We start from the raw sequence: 17,143 nt of genomic DNA, 5'->3' as shown, positions 1-17,143 counted from the left end.
AGTCAGGGGACTCGATGGACCGGTGCAATACCCAATAGCGATTTGAGGGCAGAGCAACGGCAATGCACCAACAGAATCCGGTCGTAGTGAATGCCCGTCTCAAACAGGGCGGCGAACAGCCGCTCCAGAGTTGGCGTCGGCATGCCGAAGCGGTTTCTGACGGTCAGGACATCCATGGGGCTGGGCGGCAGGGTGCTCATGAACGGTGACTGGTTCGAGTTGCGCACGATGTGGCTGATATCCCGGTAGGTTTCACCGTGAGGCGTCTGGAATTTTGCCAGGCTGTAGTTCTTGATCATGCCTTGCCGGGTGGTGCCTGCCAGCAGTCTTTCGGTCAGTTCATAAGGCTGATCCAGCGGCGCGGTGAGTGTGTTGTACCGCGTGTTGAGCAGCGCGAACGGCACAGCTTGTTTGCTGACGACTCGATGCAGCCGCGGATCGACCAGTTCAAAACCGTGGGGTGCATAAACGCCCAATTCCGTGCCGTTGGGGATTACTGCGTTTTTGCTCCAGGGCAGGGAATAGCCGTGACTACTGACCACCAGCGTTCGCGCCTGGCGGCCCTCGGCGGTCCACAGCAGAAACTGGCGTTGCAGCTTCCAGGCTTTGACTGCCAGCGTCGAGAACCCGCGGTGGCCGGGGATCGTCCAGACTTTCAGCATGGCGTCGGTATGAAAGAACAGCTCAAGACGGGTTTCCCGGTTACGCATTGAACGACCGAGCCAGGTGGAGAAGCTTCTGGTGTTCATCGCTGAGGTCAGGGCCGGCCGCAACGCAGGTTTGACCGGTGTCGCCAGCTTACGCAGGGCATGGCTCAGGCGCGGCATCAACGGTGGCAGTTGCAACAGCCCGAGGGACAAAACACTGAGCCAGGCCTGGCGTTTTTCGTCATAACGCGCGCCTGGCAGATTCGCTGAACCGATATTCAACGCTGCAATGCCAAGCTCGGTTGCCAGGGCCGCAATCAACGCCGGGGTCAGCAATACGGACATAGGCGCGAGCAGAAATTGCAGATGGCTGAGCTGGCGAGTCCAGTAGCGCAGGGAGATCTCTTGAGACGTGACGATGCTGTCATCCGCGTCCCAGCGAGCGTTGCGCCTGAGCATGTCGCGGATATGAACAAAGGGCGAGCCCGCGAAACGCTGGTCGCTGCGCTCCTGTGCCAGGGCCTTGCGGGCATCTTGATTGAGCAGGACGTCGGTCCATGGCCGAAATACCGAAACCGGCTGACTGGGCGCCTGATCACCCGTCCAGAGCTTGAGTATGTAGCTGAGTCGCTGCTGGTGCCGCACTGGAACGTAGTTGAGCACTGATTCGCGCCATGTCTGGCTACGCGCTGCCTGACGCAAGTAACGGTTGAGTTCCTCTTCGTTGGCGAACTGGATGAACGCCTTGAGCGTGCCCGCCTGATAAAGCACTCGCTGCGGTCGGCCGGGATGGCTGAGGATCAGCAGGCTAGGGCAGTCTTGCGCGTTAGGCCCTTCAAAGAGGGCGTGCTGCAAAAAAAAGCCCGGCATTGACCACTCGACCCGGTTGCTTCGCTCAGAGGTGTCCTGCTGATCCAGCGCCCGCACGATCAGGTCAAACCCGCTGCGCTGCAAGGTGCCGTGCTTGATGCATAACAGCGCCTGGGTCGTGAAGTGAGCCTGCAGCATCTGATCTATGGCTGTTCCGTGCAGCTCCCAGAATTGATCGATTTGCCGGTGCATCAGGTCAAGGAAGTTGATTTCCCTGACAACGTTTTCAATGGCCTGAGCATCAATCGGCAACTCTTGGCTGGCCGACCACACACCTTTGCCAGTGCTGTCGAGATACACGGCGTTGCGCCCGCCATGATCGATGTAGCCGACGGGCGACGCCACGCGATAATTGCTGACCAGGGCCTCGCTCAGGCTGATAGGTTTTTCGTCTGGCACCTGCAAGTCGAGGGTGGGATGCCGGGCATCGCCCAGCGGGGTGGTGGAAGTGCCGCGCAGATAACGGATGAAAACCTGATCGGGATTAACCACCCAACCATGTTTGTCGTGCAGGGCTCTGGCCATTACGCTGGCTGCGGTCGCCAACGGCATGGGTATCTTTTGCAGAATGCCAGGTTCGGATTGAAAGATGTCCACCGCGCTGAGCAGGGTCAGGCCGCGCTCGATGATGCTGAAGGGATCAGGCTGGGGGGCGAGACCAGACTGGTTTTCAAGGTAGTGCAGAGAACGTCTTTCCTGCGCGGCGGTAATTACCGTAAACACATCTCCCTGGATTTCACTCAGGCTAGTGCGCCCGGACACTTCTTGCCTGCCTCGGGCAGCGTTCAGGGCGTCGACCATTCTGTGTGCCATATGCCGTGGCTCGTCGCCGATGTATTCCACGGCAGGCGTTCTCGCTCCAGGCAGGTGAATGTAACAGTGCGAGGTGTTTTTTGATCGCAGTTGAAAGGCCTCGGGGATGAGCTGGTCGTCAATCGACAGCATGCTCGCGGTTGACCACGTGCCTCTGACCGCCAGGTGCAGACAAGCCCCAGACTCCGGAAATGCTTCAAGCCCCACGGCCTCAAGGGCCAATTCATAGCCCTCGCGAGTGATCTGCTTGCGCGCGTATTGTCTGGCCAGTTCATCGAGAAAAGAGAGTTTGGCGAGTGCTCGATAAGTGTCTCGGTGTTTGTCCCAGAAGTTTTCCATCATGGCCGGATAGTCGAACGGCCATCGGGCGTTGATGATCATCGCCAGAGCCGATCTGGCAGTCAGCACTGGCGTTGAGTCGTCCAGTGGCTTGTCAGCAAAGGTGTGCTGCATGAGCGCGTGCATCATCGTCCCGTCGAACGACAAAATGCCGATATCAGTCAGTGTCATGCGCCGCGAGTAACGCTCATGGCCCAGATCATCCACTTCGGGGTTTGTCTCGCTGCTGAAGCGAATACTCAGTTTGTCGGGGGAAAGTGCCTTGCCGGTCATGCGTTTCAACAGCGGCTTCAACTGTTCGCGAATGTAATCGCGCAAGCGTGGTGGGTAATCCATGTCCAGCTGGCTGGCTTTGAGCAGCAGTGTCGAATGGGCGATCAGCCTGAAACCGGGGCTTTTAGTCAGTGTTTCAAGATGCTTTCGATGGGCTTCGGTGTGCGGGGGATGATCGTTCATGAAAAAAACCGACAGAATGAGTTGAAAGCTCACTATGTCGGCTGGTTTTTTTTGCCTGTGCTAACTACTTATAGCTTGTGAAATTACAGCGTTTGCAAGTAAGCCCGCCAGCCGCCCAGATGGCTGATGTTTTGCGCGCCTTCCAGGCCATAGGCCTCGCAGATGAAACCGCATTCCCAGCGGCCGTCGGCCAGTTGTACCTTGCCGAGCCCAAGTGGCGCGGGAATGCCGGTGAGAAACGAGCCCAGCTCGCGGCTCGGCAGCTCCCAGACCTCTACCTCGATGGCCACGCCGCCTTGATCGACACGCACCATGCCCGGCCGAAATGGTGGGCCGCCCGCCAAGGCGTAAAGCTGGTAGTCGGGTGAGCTTTGGGTGCTCTGCACAAGTCTTGCGCCACGCTGCTTGAGCTGCCAGTTCAACACCAGGCCATCCAGATGGGCACCGCAGACCACGACCCGCGCCATGTCATTGCGCGCCACGCCAGCAGGAGCGCTGAGTTCTGTGCTCAAGCCGCCAATCAATGTCAAACCGGATTGACGTTGCAAGGCATCGGCCAGGCTCAGCAGGTATTGATCGGTGAAGGTCCGCCCGAATAGCGTCACGCCCCACGGCAGGCCGTTGTCCATGACCCCGCTGGGCACGGCGACGGCGGCGTAGTCCAGCAGGTTGACGAAGTTGGTGTAGTAGCCCAGTTCCGAGTTGCGCAGCACAGGCTCGGCTTCCAGCTCGGCATTGGTCACCGGACGACCGATGCTGGGTGTGACCACACAATCCAGACCTTCCAGCGCCTGGTCGCAGATCGCCTTGAGTTGTTGCAGGCGATATTGCGCCTGGAAGGTGTCCACGCCGGTCACTGTCGGGGCTTTGGCCAAGACCGCGCGGATCACCGGCAACACCGCCTCAGGATTGCTTTGCATCAGTTCGCCGGCAACGCTGTAGCGCTCGGCGACCCATGGGCCGTTGTAGAGCAGGCTTGCTGCTTCAAGAAAGGGCGACAAATCGAGGGTCACTGCTTCGCCACCCAGCGCCTTCATGCGTTGGATGGCGTCGTCGAACAACTGCGGTCCCTCGGAACAACCGAAGTACTCCAGGTCTGCGCTTCGCGGTACGCCGAACCGAAATGGCCGGGGTGTGCCGAATGCCGAGGCGTCGTTCCACAAAGGATTGCTGCGGCTGTATTCGTCACGCGGGTCGAGCCGGGCGGTCAGGCTCAGCAACTGGCTGGCTTCCCGTGCGGTGGCGGTGAACGTGGTGACGCAATCCAGCGTGCGACAGGCGGGTACGACGCCTGCGGTGGAAATCAAACCCTTGCTGGCCTTCATGCCGACCAGATTGTTCAGCGCGGCAGGCACACGGCCGGAACCTGCGGTGTCGGTGCCCAGGGAGAAACTGCTGACCCCAAGCGCCACAGCCAAGGACGAGCCGGAGCTGGAGCCGCCGGACGGGTAGTCCTTGAGTACGCTGTTGGGGCAAGCGCCAAAAGGTGAACGACTGCCGTTCAGCCCAGTGGCGAATTGATCGAGGTTGGTCTTGCCCATGGGGATTGCACCCAACGCCAGCAACTGTTCGACAATGGTCGCCGAACGCTTGGGCGTGTACGAATACGCAACGCAGGCGGCAGTTGTCGGAATCCCGGCCAGATCGATGTTGTCCTTGATCGAGAACGGGATGCCATACAGCGGCAGATCCTTGATATCGCGGCCTTCCAGAGAACCGAGGTAGGGTTCCAGTTCGCTCGGGTCCAGCAAGTAGATGAACAGCTGGTATTCCGGGTTCAGCGCGGCGGCTTTTTCCCGCAGGGCAAGGATCAACTGGCGTGGCGTGATGCTGCCCGACTCGTAGGCGGCTCGCACCGAGTCCAGGCGTAGATCGGCTAAAAGCATTTCAAGGCTCATGGTTGGATTCCGTCGGTAAAAGTCAAAAGTCAGTCGGCTTGCAAAACCACCACGCGTTGCCCGGCGCGAACCGCCGAACCGGGTTGTACCCGTACTTCGCGCACGACGCCGGCAATGGGGGCCAGCAGCGGAATCTCCATTTTCATCGACTCAAGAATCACCAGTGCATCGCCCGCTTCTACGCGCTGGCCGGGTTCTACTTGTACTTGCCAGAGATTACCGGCTATGTGGCTGTCGATGCTGTGTTCGCCTGTGTTGAGTGGCGCCTCTTCGGTCAAGGGCGCAACCGCTTCCTCACTCTCGAAATTGGCCTGACCGCTGGCGATCCAGCGTTCGCGTTCAGCGTTGAATGCACCCTGTTGCTGACTGCGGAACGCAGCAATGCCTTGGGCCTCGCGATTGAGGAAGGCCTGATAATCGGCGAGGTTCAGCGTGCTGTGTTCAATCTGCAGCGGGAAGCGGCCCAAGGGAAAATCGCGGCGAATCCTCAGCAATTCGTCAGCACTGACAGGATAGAAGCGAATCTGATCGAAGAAACGCAAAAGCCAGGGTTTGCCGTCGAAAGCGGCAACCTCGCGGTAGCGATTCCACATCTGCAAAGTGCGCCCGACGAACTGATAGCCACCAGGGCCTTCCATGCCATAGACGCACATGTAAGCGCCGCCGATGCCCACCGAGTTTTCCGCCGTCCAGGTGCGCGCCGGGTTGTACTTGGTGGTCACCAGGCGGTGACGCGGATCCAGTGGCGTGGCAACCGGTGCACCGAGGTACACATCCCCCAGGCCCATGACCAGATAGCTTGCTTCGAAAACCGTACGCTGCACTTCGTCGAGGTTGGGCAGATCATTGATGCGGCGGATGAACTCCAGATTGCTGGGGCACCAGGGCGCATCTTTGCGCACCGTGGTCATGTATTTCTCGATGGCCAACTGACAGGCCGGATCGTCCCAAGACAGCGGCAGGTGCACGATGCGTGACGGCACTTGCAGGTCCTTGGCCGCGCAGACCGCGTCCCATTCCCCGGCGACGATGTCCAGCAGTTGCGTCAGCGGCAGTTGTTCGGGCTGGTAATGCACTTGCAGCGAACGGATTCCCGGCGTCAGGTCGATCACCCCATGCAGCTGTTTGGCTTCCAGCGCCTGCATCAATGCATGACCCCGGAAACGCAAGACCAGATCCAGCTCCGGCGCACCGATTTCCAGCAGCAGGTGCGTGTCGCCGGAGAGGCGGGCGACCAGGCGGGTGTCGTGGGTGCCGATGTCGAGCACGATGGGTGACGTGAGTCGGGGTGAAATCTGTGGGAGCGAATTTATTCGCGAAGCAGGCGACGCGGTGTCTGAGCTGGCGCTTTCGCGAATGAATTCGCTCCCACGGGATTGCATTACTCCGATCCCCTGTAGGAGCGCGCTTGCCCGCGATGGCGTCAGGCCAGACTCGGGAGATGTATCAGACGGAATGCCGCTCCCCTGTAGGAGTGAGCTTGCTCGCGATGGCGTCAGGCCAGACTCAGGAGATGCACCAGACGGAATGCCGATCCCCTGTAGGAGCGCGCTTGCCCGCGATGGCGTCAGGCCAGACTCGGGAGATGTATCAGACGGAATGCCGCTCCTACAGAACAAGCGGCGTGCCTCGGCAATACTCACCGCCTCAAACATCACCTTATCCCCAGCCTTGAGCTGGCCCAACTGCCACAGGTCCGCCTCAATGATCGTCACCGGGCAGACGAAACCACCCAGGCTCGGGCCGTCCGGGCCGAGGATGACGGGCATGTCGCCGGTGAAATCCACCGCGCCGATGGCATATGGGTTGTCATGGATGTTCGACGGATGCAGGCCCGCTTCGCCACCATCGGCCCGTACCCATTCCGGCTTCGGACCGATCAGGCGCACGCCGGTGCGGCTGGAATTGAAATGCACTTCCCAGGCCGTGGCGAAGAACGTCTGCATGTAGTTTTCGGTGAAATATTCCGGCGCACCGTGGGGGCCGTAGATCACCCGGATGTGGCGCACATCAGCCAGGTTTTCCAGCTGGTCCGATGGGATTTTCTGCCCCGCGCTACGCTCAGCCAAAGGCGCAATGTGCAGCACGTCGCCAGCGCGCAAAGCCCGGCCGCCATGACCGCCGAACTGCCCCAGCGTGAAGGTGCTTTTACTGCCCAGATAATCCGGCACATCCAGCCCACCGCGTACGCACAGATAACTGCGTGCTCCGGCCCCGGCAATCGTGCCCAGCGCCAATTGAGAATCGGCGGGTACGAACACTGCGGTATTGAGCGGCTGAGCCTCGCCGTTGAGGGTCAGCGGAATGACCGCGCCTGTCACCGCCACGACGGCGTCTGTGTTGAAGCGCAACAGCGGCCCGCTCATGGTGATTTCCAGAGCGGCGCAACCTTCGGCATTGCCCAGCAGACGGTTGCCCTGACGCAACGCGTGACTGTCCATGGGACCCGACGGTGGCACGCCCACGGCCCAGTAACCCAGGCGGCCTGGATAATCCTGCACGCTGGTCTGGGTACCGCCGCTGAGCACTTCAAAGGTGTCGGCGTGATAAACCAGACCTTCCAGACACCGGGTCCATGGGTGGCCGCTGGCGAAAGGAACATCGGCGATGATCTGCCGCAGATAGTCGCGATTGGTCTCCACGCCATACAGGCGGGTTTCACTCAGGGCATTTGCCAGGCCATCACTGGCCAGCTGACGATTCGGCGCCCAACTGATGACCTTAGCGATCATTGGATCGAAGAAGGGCGGGATCTCGCACCCGGCTTCCACCCAGGTATCAATGCGCAGCCTTTTGCCATCCACCGCCGGGAAGTTCACCGCCGTCAGCAAGCCAGGGCAAGGCTGGAAGTCGCGGCCTGGATCTTCGGCATACAGACGTGCCTGAATGGCGTGGCCGCTGGGCTTGAGCGCAGCTTGCAGTTCGGCCAGCGGCGGCAAGTCGCCAGCGGCCAGTTGCACCATCCACCTGACCAGATCCACGCCCCAGACCTGCTCGGTCACGCCATGCTCGACCTGCAAGCGAGTGTTCACTTCCAGAAAGTAGAAGCGCTGATCGTCGCTGTCGAACACAAATTCCACAGTCCCGGCGCTGCGATAGTTGACCGCCTTGGCCAGCTTGATCGCCGCCATGCACAGCGCTTCACCCATGCCGTCGGGCAGGTTCGGTGCCGGGGTTTCTTCGAGGACTTTCTGGTTGCGCCGCTGTACTGAGCAATCACGCACACCCAGGGCCAGCACCTCGCCGCGACCGTCGCCAAACACCTGCACTTCAAGGTGGCGAGCGCGCTGGATGTACTTTTCGATAAATACGCCAGCGTCGCTGAAGTTGTTCTGCCCGAGGCGTTTGACGGCCTCAAAGGATTCGCTCAACTCCGCAGCGCTGCGGCATACGCGCATGCCGATGCCGCCACCGCCTGCGGTGCTCTTGAGCATGACCGGATAACCGATGACTTCAGCGGCGCTGAGTGCGCTATCAACGCTGTCCAGCAGCTCGGTGCCTTCGAGCATCGGCACGCCGTGCATTTTGGCCAGCGCGCGGGCGGTGTGCTTGAGCCCGAACACACGCAGTTGCTCGGGCGTGGGACCAACAAAAGCGATGCCTGCATCTTCGCAGGCTTGGGCAAAGGCGGCGTTTTCCGACAGGAAGCCATAGCCAGGATGGATCGCCTTGGCGCCGCTGGCTTTGGCGATGGCGAGGATCTTATCCACTGCCAGATACGTCCCGGCCGCGCCGCCTTCGCCCAGACTGTGGGCTTCGTCAGCTTCCATCAGGTGCAGGCTGGCGGCATCGGCTTCGGAATACACCGCCACACCTTCGACGTGCAGGGCACGCAGGGTGCGCAGGATACGGCAGGCAATCGCGCCACGGTTGGCAATCAGCAGTTTGTCGAACATGTCTTGAACCCCGGAAGTCGATCAGCTCGACCTCGAACTGGGAAGCGGGCCGTCCCGCTATTGATGTGGCTGCACGCCGGTCGTCCGTCGTGGGTTTTTCAGTCGCAATCTGACCTGTTGGAGCGAGGCTTGCCCGCGAATCAGTCACCCCAGATAGGCAGATACACCGCGTTATCGTTCTTCGCGGGCAAGCCTCGCTCCAACAGGGATAAGCCCCTCGCCTCAATTCCAGACGTGCAACTCAGCCGGCGTAGGGTTGTAGCCGTTGCACGGGTTGTTCAATTGCGGGCAGTTGGAAATCAGCACAATCACGTCCATCTCGGCGCGCAGTTCCACGTATTTGCCCGGAGCGGAAATCCCGTCTTCGAAGGTCAACCCGCCATCCGCCGTGACCGGCACGTTCATGAAGAAATTGATGTTCGGCCCAATGTCGCCCTTACCCAGACGACCATCGTGAACGCAGGCCCGCAGGTAGTTATCGCGGCAGCTGTGCATATGGCGTTTTTCCAGGGCGTAGCGCACGGTGTTGCTCTCTTGTGCGCACGCGCCGCCGAGGGTGTCGTGGCGACCGCAGGTGTCATCAACGATGGTCAGCATCGGCTTGCCGAGGTTGGAATACAGCACGCTGCCGGTGGTCAGGTACACGCTGCCCTGACGCCGCAACGTACGCTGAACGTCATAACGCTCGCGCGGGTTGGCGAGGCTGAAAAACAGCGTATCGACCGCCTGATTACCTTGCAGATCGAGAATCCGCAGGGTTTGCCCGGCCCTGAGTTCGGTCAGTGACGGCTCGCCTGCCGGGATGTGGGTGGTGGTTGTCGGGATGTTTGAATGCAGACTCATAACGATGCTCCTCAGGCGAACAGGCGGTCGGTGTTGATGAAGCCGCGCTCGTTTTCCGGGCGGGACGTGCGGCAGTGTTCGGCGACGCTGGCGTCGGCTTTCATCCAGCTCAGATTGACAGGCTGTGGCGCGTATTCGGGGTTCGGATCCATTGGGTGTTGCAAGGCTGTGAGTACTACCAGCGTGTCCATCGGCGCATAGAGCTCGATGTAATCACCCGCTTTGGAGTTGTTCGCCACGAAGTGCAGCTTGCCCGTGTCGTCTACGCTGACCCGGCTGAACAGGTTCAAGGTCATCAGCAGGTCGGACAGGCCCAACCCCCACTTGCCAAGTTCCACCAGTAGGTTGTCCACGCCGTTGCGGAAGAAGCCGTTGCGCAGTTCCTGATAGCGGCCCTCACCGTATTTCTCTGCCACTTCATCCGCGCAGAGCACGCCGCCGAGGCTGTCGCTCCAGCCGCAGGTGTCTGCTGTGATTGCCGCCAGTACGCGGCCCATGTCCGAATACAGGCAGTGGCCGTTGGTGAGCTTGGCGGTGTGTTGGCATTTGAGGCTGTCGGGCAGATTCAGGCGCTCGGTTTTTTCATGAGCGTTGAGCATTGTCAGGCTGACGTTGGCGTTGCCGTTGAGGTCGGTCAGGCGCAGCAGTTCGCCACGCTTGAGGACGAACGAGCGATGGCCGCCGCCGGGCAGCAGTTCTTCGGCGAATACAGGGAAGAGCGTGTTTGATGTGGTCATGAGCAAGAATCCTTCAAGCCTGTTGCAGCGAATCAAGCGCGGCGCGTGCTGCGCGGCGGTCGCTGTTCAGGGGAATGTCGTAAGTGATGCGTGCGCCATAGGCACCGGGGGCGTGCGGGTCGATGCGCACCTTGTCGAAAACCAGCAAGCGAGTGCCCAGATTGAAACCTTCGGACAGGTCGTGGGTGACCATGAACACCGTCAGTTGCGTCTCCCGCCACAGCTCCAGCAGCAAGGCGTGCATGTCCTTGCGAATGCCGGGGTCGAGGGCGCCGAAAGGTTCGTCGAGCAGCAATACCCGAGGTTTCATGATCAAGGCCTGGGCGATGGCCAGCCGTTGTTGCATGCCACCGGAAAGCTGCGCCGGGTATTTATCCAGGGCGTGACCGAGGCCGACCTTGTGCAGCAACTGAGCGGCTTGTTCACGAGCCTCGCGTTTGGCGTTGCCAAACAAACGACCGAGCAGCGCCGAACGTGGCAACTCCAGGCCCAGCGCCACGTTGTCCAGTACCGACAGATGCGGGAACACCGAATAACGCTGGAACACCACCCCGCGACTGGCGTCCGGCTCACTGGCCAGCGCTTTGCCGTCCAGAGTGATGCTGCCTTTGCTCGCCACTTCCTGACCCAGCAACAGGCGCAGGAAGGTGGATTTGCCGCAACCCGACGCGCCCACCAGTGTGCAGAATTCACCTTCGGCGACGCTGAGGTTCAGGCCTTCGAGCACTACCAGATCGTCGTACTGCTGCCAGACGTTATTGACCGAAATGAAGCTCATGCCCGTGCCCCCTCATACCAGGGGAACGCTTTGCGGGTCAGCGTCTTGAGGCCCCAATCCATCAGCCAGGCCAGCAGGGTGATCCAGACCACGTAGGGCAAAATCACGTCCATGGCCAGATAACGGCGCACTAGAAATATCCGATAACCCAGACCGTCCGTTGAGGCGATGGCTTCTGCCGCGATCAGGAACAACCACGCCGAACCCAGCACCAGACGCAGGGCAATCAGCAGGCGTGGCAGCAACTGCGGCAGGATCACCCGCAGGATCAGCGTCCAGGTCGAAGCGCCCAGGGTCTGAGCCTTGATCAGCAGCTCGACAGGGATTTCTCGTGCCCGCTGTTCAAGATCCCGGGCGAGAATCGGGGTGATGCCAATCACGATCAGCATCACTTTTGACAGCTCTCCAAGGCCGAAGACGATGAACAGAATCGGCAGGATCGCCAGCGGCGGTACCATCGACAGCACCGTCAGCAGGGGTGATAGCGGGGCGCCGAACAACGGCAGGATGCCCGACGCAATCCCCAGGCACAGACCCAACAGCGCGCTGATGCCCAGGCCGATGCCCAAACGTTGCAGGCTGGAGCCGGTGTCCTGCCACAGCAGAAAACCGCCGCTGCGCTGGTCCTCGGTGAAGGCCATGCGTTTTACCGCATCGGCCATCTGCACAGCGCTGGGCAGCAGCTTGTCGTTGGGGTTTTCCGTCAGCCGGGTCGCCGAGCCTGTGAAATAGGCGAACAGCAACAAGGCAAACGGCAGGAGCACCAGGATCAGGCGGCTGGCGCGATCCGGGCGGCGATTTATCAAGCGCATGGCAATGACCTTTCTGGACCCGGATTACAACTTGCCGTCGACAGCCATCTGCACGTAGCTCGGATCGAAGTGCAGTTTCAGGTTGGCCTTGTCACCGGCAATCACGCCGTTGGCGAAGGTCATGCCGACTGCGCTGGAATCCTTGGCGCCTTCACCCAGCAAACCGTGCTCGAAGGAGAAGTTGGCAACCTTGCGCATCGTGTCCGGCAGCTGTTTGCTGGTGGCGAACTCAAGAGCTTCCTTGGGCGTGGCGAACAGCTTGGTGGTGTCCAGTTGCGCTTGGAAACCGGCCAGATCAGTACCGGAGGCTTTTGCCATGTGTTCCAGTGCGGCCTTGCTCTGGGCGTTTTTCGCGTTCATCAGCGCGACCACTTCAAACCAGGCACCGGTCAAGGCTTTGCCTAGCGCGGGGTTGTCTTTAAGGGTCTGAGTGTTGACCACCATCATGTCCATGATCTCGCCAGGGATCTGGCTGGAATTGAACACTTCGGTCACGCCTGGCTTGGCTTTAATATCGGCCAGCATTGGGTTCCAGGTGGTCACGGCCTGCACGTCATTGGTGTTGAAAGCGGCCGAGATATCGGCGTCCGAAGTGTTGACGACTTTCAGGTCTTTTTCAGCGAGGTCCACGCTGTCCAGCGCCCGGGCCAGCAGGTAATGGGAGACCGACAGCTCCACCAGATTGACGTTCATGCCCTTGAGGTCGGCGACTTTTTTGCCGGTGCCCTTGATGACGATGCCGTCGTTGCCATTGGAGAAATCGCTGACCACCAGCGCGGTACTTTCCACGCCGCCCGCTGCCGGGATGGTCAGGGCATCCATGTTGGTCATGGTGCAGCCATCGAATTGGCCAGCGGTGTATTGATTGATGGATTCGACGTAGTCGTTGAGCTGAGTGACATCAATTTTGATGTCGTACTTCTTTGCCCATTTATCGACGATGCCTTGAGCGCCTGCGTATTCCCAGGGCATCCAGCCAGCGTAGATCGTCCAGCAGACGTTGAACTCTTTCTTAACGGCAGCTTGTGCCGGGGAGAGGCTTAATGCAGCGATGAGGCCTGCGGTGAGCAGACCCAATAGACGGGACTTTTGCATGTAATTACCTCCAGTAGCGAAAGAAAGGCGATCAGGAGCTACGCGACACCACTGGTGTCCTGTCTCCCGGGCTTTTATCCCGCCGTGTAACCCCTACTGGAGGTCGCCAACTCTCGGACCAGCCACTCGCCAAAGGCGAGCCGGAACCCTAGTCAGCTATTGCAAATTGTGGTGCCGCGAACCTGAGTTAACTCCTGCACAACGTTTGTTAAGCGAGAGTTGTGCCAACTTGCTGGAGGCGGCGTGTGGCGCGGGCAGCAGCATATCGCTGCGTAGAAAGTGGTTGGATTCCGCCGCTCGGTGGTGCACAAGCGCACTGCAATGGGGCGGTAACTCGTCAGATACTCTCCGGCCTGGGGCACTCGATAGTCTTTTTACTGTCTCATTTCAGGTCCGCCATCTATTGGCAGGACGCCGACCAGCGTCGCTGGTTTGTGCCCAATCGCGGTCCAGGAGGCCGCCATGTATCGACGAACCTTGCTCATCGTTGTATTGGCTCTGACTCTCGCAGGTTGCTACGGAGGCTCCGACTTTTATGAATCCGAGGTCTACACCCAGTCGGGATATTCAAGAGGCGGTGCTTACGCCTACGACAACGGCTATCGTCCCTATTATCAGGAGCGGCGAATCTATGTAGCGCCACAACCGCGCTACTACGCTCCGCCGCCCGTGCGGTATTACTCGCCGCCACCGGTCCCGCGCTACTACCAGCCGGGCCGCCCACCGGGATACGGATGGGGCGATAACCGCCACCGCCCATACCCGGGATATCGCAACCCACGCAACGACTACCGCAACCACCCCGGCCGCCCCGGCCCTTCATGGGGTGACGGACATGGCGACGGCCGAGGCCACGGGCCAGGTCGAGGCGGAAGAGGTGATGGTCGCGGCGATGGACGAGGTGGTCGCGGAGGAGATGGGAGAGGCGGGCATAGGTAGGTAGATGTTGGATCAAGAACGGCGCTGATTAAGGCGCCGTTTTTTGTGGGCGTTCGAAATCGGTCGGATCATTCATGAATGGTTTATCCGTCAGGAAGAAACGGGTTCGCAAAGAGCGCCGGTTGCAAGACTGTCATCCACTGCGTCACGAAACGCTTGGTACAGTTCGCCTTCGGTCTGGCCATCATAGCTGACCAGTGCCGAGATGAACTGAAGCTTCCCGAAGAGGCAGTTGTCCTCAGGGCTGACTTCGACCGAACCGTGGAAGCCTCTGTACTGAAGAAATGTGTTCATGGGAAAGCGCTCCTCCATCAAGACAGCCGCTGCATTCCTGCGGTTTTGGATGCCTTACTATCGAACGTGACGGTATGGTCACAGCCCGCCGCATTTGCAGAACGTTCAATCAAACAGTCTGCAAAATCAGCATTGGACTCACTGAACCGTCTCAGCGCCTGCCATACCGTTTCAGCGTTTTCCAGTATTAATTCGCGGGTACGCAGAAGTGTTTCAAGCACCACGATAATTTCAGGTTTACTGGATTGATAACTCGATTGCAGCACCCATACCAGCTCTACGACTGAGACTAATGCGATGAAGCCAGGCGAGGATGCAGTGAGCGATTCAATCAACTCAGATGCGATTGCAGACTGTTTCGGATCATCTTGAGCAACGTAACGCACTAGCACATTGGTATCCAAACCGATCATCTGGCTTTTGCCCCCTGCGCTTCGATGGCTAGGTTCATATCCTCAATGCTGATCGGTTTAGCTGGTTTCCGTATCAGCCCTTTAAGATCCCGCACAGAGTGTGTGGCGGCCATAATCGCGAATTTGCCATTGCCGATATCGACAAATTCGATCCTGTCTCCTGTATCCAGACCGAGTGAAGCCCGCACTTGAGCGGGAATGGTGATTTGCCCTTTTGATGTGACAGTCGCAGCAACCATGGCTACCTCCGTTTAAGTGGATTCCTTACTTTGTGGTAAGGAGGATAGTCAATTCAGGGGCAGCCATCAATACCCCGACAAATCCGCCAACGGATGCCGTCCCTCCCAAGCCTTACTAAAATGCGCGTCGATCACCGCCAGCGGAATGCTTGCCACGTCCGGCCAGTGCCAATGCGGCTGGTTGTCCTTGTCGATCAGCCGGGCGCGGACGCCTTCGCTGAATTCCGGGTGGCGGCAGCAGTTGAGGCTCATGGCGAATTCCATTTGCAGGGCTTCGGCCAAAGACATGTGGCGGGCGCGGTGTAGTTGTTCCCACACCAGGTGGGCGGTCAGCGGGCAACCGGACACCATTGTCTTTGCAGCTCGGGCGAGCAGGGCGTCCTCGTTGTGTTGCAGATGGCTGATGGCGTTCCAGGCGCAGGGCAGGTTACCCACGTCCAGCAGTTCATCGATCTGCGCTCGTCGCGGAAGCCACTGGGCCTCTGGCAATTGGCCGATGGCTTCTTGCTGGAGCGCTTTGAGCAAGCTGTTGAGCTGAACGGCGGTCTGTTCCTGCCAGTTGAGCTGTTGCAGGCCTTCGATCAGTTCGTCTTGTTGTTCGTCGAGCAGGAAGCGATCAGCCAGATCCAGATCCAGCGCATCGTGGGCATTGATATGCGCGCCGGTCAGGCCAAGAAACAGCCCGAGCTTGCCGGGTAGCTTCGACAGGAACCAGCTGGCGCCAACGTCGGGAAACAAACCGATGCTGATTTCCGGCATGGCCAGCCGGCTGCTCGGGGTCACGATGCGGATGCTCGCGCCCTGTAACAGCCCCATGCCGCCACCGAGCACATAGCCGTGACCCCAGCAGATCAGCGGTTTCGGGTAGGTGTGCAAGCTGTAGTCGAGTCGATACTCGGCGGCAAAGAAACTCGCGGCCAAAGGTGGAACTTCTCCAGGGTGTTCACGACTGACGTCCACCAGCGACCTGACATCCCCCCCGGCACAAAACGCCTTGGCGCCATTGCCGCGTAGCAGTACGCAAACGATGCTCTCATCACTGGCCCAGGCATCCAGCCGATGTTGCAAGGCAAGGAGCATGGGCAGCGACAAGGCGTTCAATGACTGCTCGGCATCCAGCGTGGCAATGCCGATGCGTGCGCCATCCTGGGCCGGGAGTTCTTCAAATTGCAGATTCATCGTGACCTCTCGAGGGCGGTTTCCAACAAAGTTTTGATTGCCCGCTGCCGGGTTAAGTTGCATGAGGTGCAGTGTAGGAAATGGCGACGCACGACGAGCTGAATTTGACATTGGCGGTCAGCTTTCCTAGTGTCCGCCCATTGTTTTCAAGGTGTGACCATGACAAGCGACGACCGTATCAAACTCGAAGCAGGCTGGAAGCATGCCCTGCGTGAAGAATTCGAAAAGCCTTACATGGGCCAGCTGCGGGAATTTCTGCGCCAGGAGCACGCTGCTGGCAAGGAGATCTATCCGCCAGGGCCGCTGATCTTCAACGCACTCAATTCAACACCGCTGGACCAGGTCAAAGTGGTGATCCTCGGTCAGGACCCTTATCACGGCCCGGGTCAGGCCCATGGTTTGTGCTTTTCGGTTCAGCCCGGCGTGCCTGCGCCGCCGTCGCTGGTCAACATCTATAAAGAGTTGAAGCGCGATCTGAACATCGACATTCCCAGCCATGGTCACCTCCAATCCTGGGCTGATCAAGGCGTTTTGATGCTTAACACCACGCTGACCGTCGAGCGCGCCAACGCGGCTTCACATGCGGGCAAAGGCTGGCAGCATTTCACCGACAAAGTCATCGAAGCCGTCAGCGCGCATCAACCGCATCTGGTGTTCATGCTGTGGGGCGCCCATGCGCAGAGCAAGCAGAAGCTGGTGGATGCGACCAAGCACTTAGTGCTGACTTCGGTGCACCCGTCACCGTTGTCTGCTTACAAAGGGTTTCTTGGCTGCGGGCATTTCAGCCGGGCCAACAAATACCTTGAGCAAAATGGCATGGTGCCGATTGAGTGGCGGTTGCCACCGGTTTAAAGCCAAGCGCAAGACCTGTGGGAGCAAGCTTGCTTGCGAAAGC

General features: G+C 59.6%; 14 protein-coding genes and 1 riboswitch. Of the genes, 2 read left to right on the top strand and 12 right to left on the bottom strand.

Annotation, left to right across the window (positions count from 1 at the left end):
- Positions 1–2: 2 nt before the first annotated feature.
- The 8 genes from IV01_RS0124635 to IV01_RS19905 form a co-directional block, all read right to left on the bottom strand.
- Positions 3–3,125, bottom strand: coding sequence for a dermonecrotic toxin domain-containing protein (locus tag IV01_RS0124635; RefSeq protein WP_154232183.1), 3,123 nt, complete (start codon positions 3,123–3,125; stop codon positions 3–5).
- Positions 3,126–3,208: 83 nt separating this feature from the next.
- Positions 3,209–5,023 (bottom strand): allophanate hydrolase, encoded by a 1,815-nt coding sequence (gene atzF / locus IV01_RS19875; protein WP_032626599.1) that lies wholly within the window; start codon positions 5,021–5,023, stop codon positions 3,209–3,211.
- Positions 5,024–5,052: 29 nt separating this feature from the next.
- Positions 5,053–8,919 carry an urea carboxylase gene (locus IV01_RS19880; protein WP_032626597.1) on the bottom strand — a complete coding sequence of 1,289 codons (3,867 nt, stop codon included), beginning with the start codon at positions 8,917–8,919 and terminating at the stop codon, positions 5,053–5,055.
- A 222-nt stretch (positions 8,920–9,141) separates the two neighbouring features.
- A complete protein-coding gene (locus tag IV01_RS19885; RefSeq protein ID WP_032626595.1) occupies positions 9,142–9,762 on the bottom strand; it encodes an urea amidolyase associated protein UAAP2 in 621 nt (206 codons plus the stop codon).
- An 11-nt stretch (positions 9,763–9,773) separates the two neighbouring features.
- Entirely contained in the window at positions 9,774–10,499 is a 726-nt protein-coding gene (locus IV01_RS19890) for an urea amidolyase associated protein UAAP1 (RefSeq protein WP_032626593.1), read from the bottom strand.
- 13 nt (positions 10,500–10,512) lie between these two features.
- Positions 10,513–11,277, bottom strand: coding sequence for an ABC transporter ATP-binding protein (locus tag IV01_RS19895; protein WP_032626591.1), 765 nt, complete (start codon positions 11,275–11,277; stop codon positions 10,513–10,515).
- Positions 11,274–12,089, bottom strand: coding sequence for an ABC transporter permease (locus IV01_RS19900; RefSeq protein ID WP_032626590.1), 816 nt, complete (start codon positions 12,087–12,089; stop codon positions 11,274–11,276). The genes IV01_RS19895 and IV01_RS19900 overlap by 4 nt, the downstream gene beginning before the upstream one ends.
- Positions 12,090–12,113: 24 nt before the next feature.
- The gene (locus IV01_RS19905) at positions 12,114–13,184 is read right to left on the bottom strand and encodes a putative urea ABC transporter substrate-binding protein (RefSeq protein WP_032626589.1); all 1,071 of its coding nucleotides are present in this window, start codon (positions 13,182–13,184) and stop codon (positions 12,114–12,116) included.
- Between the two features lie 61 nt (positions 13,185–13,245).
- Positions 13,246–13,347: riboswitch (guanidine-I (ykkC/yxkD leader) on the bottom strand.
- Positions 13,348–13,646: 299 nt separating this feature from the next.
- On the opposite strand from IV01_RS19905, the gene IV01_RS26995 reads away from it, so the two are divergent.
- Complete coding sequence (locus IV01_RS26995) at positions 13,647–14,123, top strand: hypothetical protein (protein WP_080290219.1); 477 nt, start codon at positions 13,647–13,649, stop codon at positions 14,121–14,123.
- A gap of 90 nt (positions 14,124–14,213) precedes the next feature.
- Here IV01_RS26995 and IV01_RS0124630 read toward each other — a convergent pair whose 3' ends face one another.
- The 4 genes from IV01_RS0124630 to IV01_RS19920 form a co-directional block, all read right to left on the bottom strand.
- Complete coding sequence (locus IV01_RS0124630; protein WP_195758751.1) at positions 14,214–14,417, bottom strand: hypothetical protein; 204 nt, start codon at positions 14,415–14,417, stop codon at positions 14,214–14,216.
- 17 nt (positions 14,418–14,434) lie between these two features.
- Positions 14,435–14,830, bottom strand: coding sequence for a PIN domain-containing protein (locus IV01_RS19910; protein WP_032626588.1), 396 nt, complete (start codon positions 14,828–14,830; stop codon positions 14,435–14,437).
- Complete coding sequence (locus IV01_RS19915) at positions 14,827–15,069, bottom strand: AbrB/MazE/SpoVT family DNA-binding domain-containing protein (RefSeq protein WP_032626586.1); 243 nt, start codon at positions 15,067–15,069, stop codon at positions 14,827–14,829. Before IV01_RS19915 ends, IV01_RS19910 begins: the two co-directional genes overlap by 4 nt.
- Positions 15,070–15,135: 66 nt before the next feature.
- Complete coding sequence (locus IV01_RS19920; RefSeq protein ID WP_032626585.1) at positions 15,136–16,248, bottom strand: enoyl-CoA hydratase/isomerase family protein; 1,113 nt, start codon at positions 16,246–16,248, stop codon at positions 15,136–15,138.
- 159 nt (positions 16,249–16,407) lie between these two features.
- Between IV01_RS19920 and ung the strand changes: the two genes are divergently transcribed.
- Positions 16,408–17,100 carry a uracil-DNA glycosylase gene (ung, locus tag IV01_RS19925; protein WP_032626583.1) on the top strand — a complete coding sequence of 231 codons (693 nt, stop codon included), beginning with the start codon at positions 16,408–16,410 and terminating at the stop codon, positions 17,098–17,100.
- Positions 17,101–17,143: the final 43 nt, after the last annotated feature.

The organism is Pseudomonas syringae (assembly GCF_000737245.1).
Lineage (GTDB): Bacteria > Pseudomonadota > Gammaproteobacteria > Pseudomonadales > Pseudomonadaceae > Aquipseudomonas > Aquipseudomonas syringae_J.
Note: the sequence above shows the minus strand (reverse complement) of the source record. Positions and strands in the feature narration are given on the sequence as shown.

Excerpts from the sequence above, each read along its gene's own strand:
- IV01_RS19905 (WP_032626589.1), bottom strand. The coding sequence starts at position 13,184 with ATGCAAAAGTCCCGTCTATTGGGTCTGCTCACCGCAGGCCTCATCGCT.
- IV01_RS0124630 (WP_195758751.1), bottom strand. The coding sequence starts at position 14,417 with ATGAACACATTTCTTCAGTACAGAGGCTTCCACGGTTCGGTCGAAGTC.
- IV01_RS19880 (WP_032626597.1), bottom strand. The coding sequence starts at position 8,919 with ATGTTCGACAAACTGCTGATTGCCAACCGTGGCGCGATTGCCTGCCGT.
- IV01_RS19895 (WP_032626591.1), bottom strand. The coding sequence starts at position 11,277 with ATGAGCTTCATTTCGGTCAATAACGTCTGGCAGCAGTACGACGATCTG.
- atzF (WP_032626599.1), bottom strand. The coding sequence starts at position 5,023 with ATGAGCCTTGAAATGCTTTTAGCCGATCTACGCCTGGACTCGGTGCGA.
- IV01_RS19900 (WP_032626590.1), bottom strand. The coding sequence starts at position 12,089 with ATGCGCTTGATAAATCGCCGCCCGGATCGCGCCAGCCGCCTGATCCTG.
- IV01_RS19885 (WP_032626595.1), bottom strand. The coding sequence starts at position 9,762 with ATGAGTCTGCATTCAAACATCCCGACAACCACCACCCACATCCCGGCA.
- IV01_RS19915 (WP_032626586.1), bottom strand. The coding sequence starts at position 15,069 with ATGGTTGCTGCGACTGTCACATCAAAAGGGCAAATCACCATTCCCGCT.
- IV01_RS19890 (WP_032626593.1), bottom strand. The coding sequence starts at position 10,499 with ATGACCACATCAAACACGCTCTTCCCTGTATTCGCCGAAGAACTGCTG.
- IV01_RS19910 (WP_032626588.1), bottom strand. The coding sequence starts at position 14,830 with ATGATCGGTTTGGATACCAATGTGCTAGTGCGTTACGTTGCTCAAGAT.
- ung (WP_032626583.1), top strand. The coding sequence starts at position 16,408 with ATGACAAGCGACGACCGTATCAAACTCGAAGCAGGCTGGAAGCATGCC.
- IV01_RS0124635 (WP_154232183.1), bottom strand. The coding sequence starts at position 3,125 with ATGAACGATCATCCCCCGCACACCGAAGCCCATCGAAAGCATCTTGAA.
- IV01_RS26995 (WP_080290219.1), top strand. The coding sequence starts at position 13,647 with ATGTATCGACGAACCTTGCTCATCGTTGTATTGGCTCTGACTCTCGCA.
- IV01_RS19920 (WP_032626585.1), bottom strand. The coding sequence starts at position 16,248 with ATGAATCTGCAATTTGAAGAACTCCCGGCCCAGGATGGCGCACGCATC.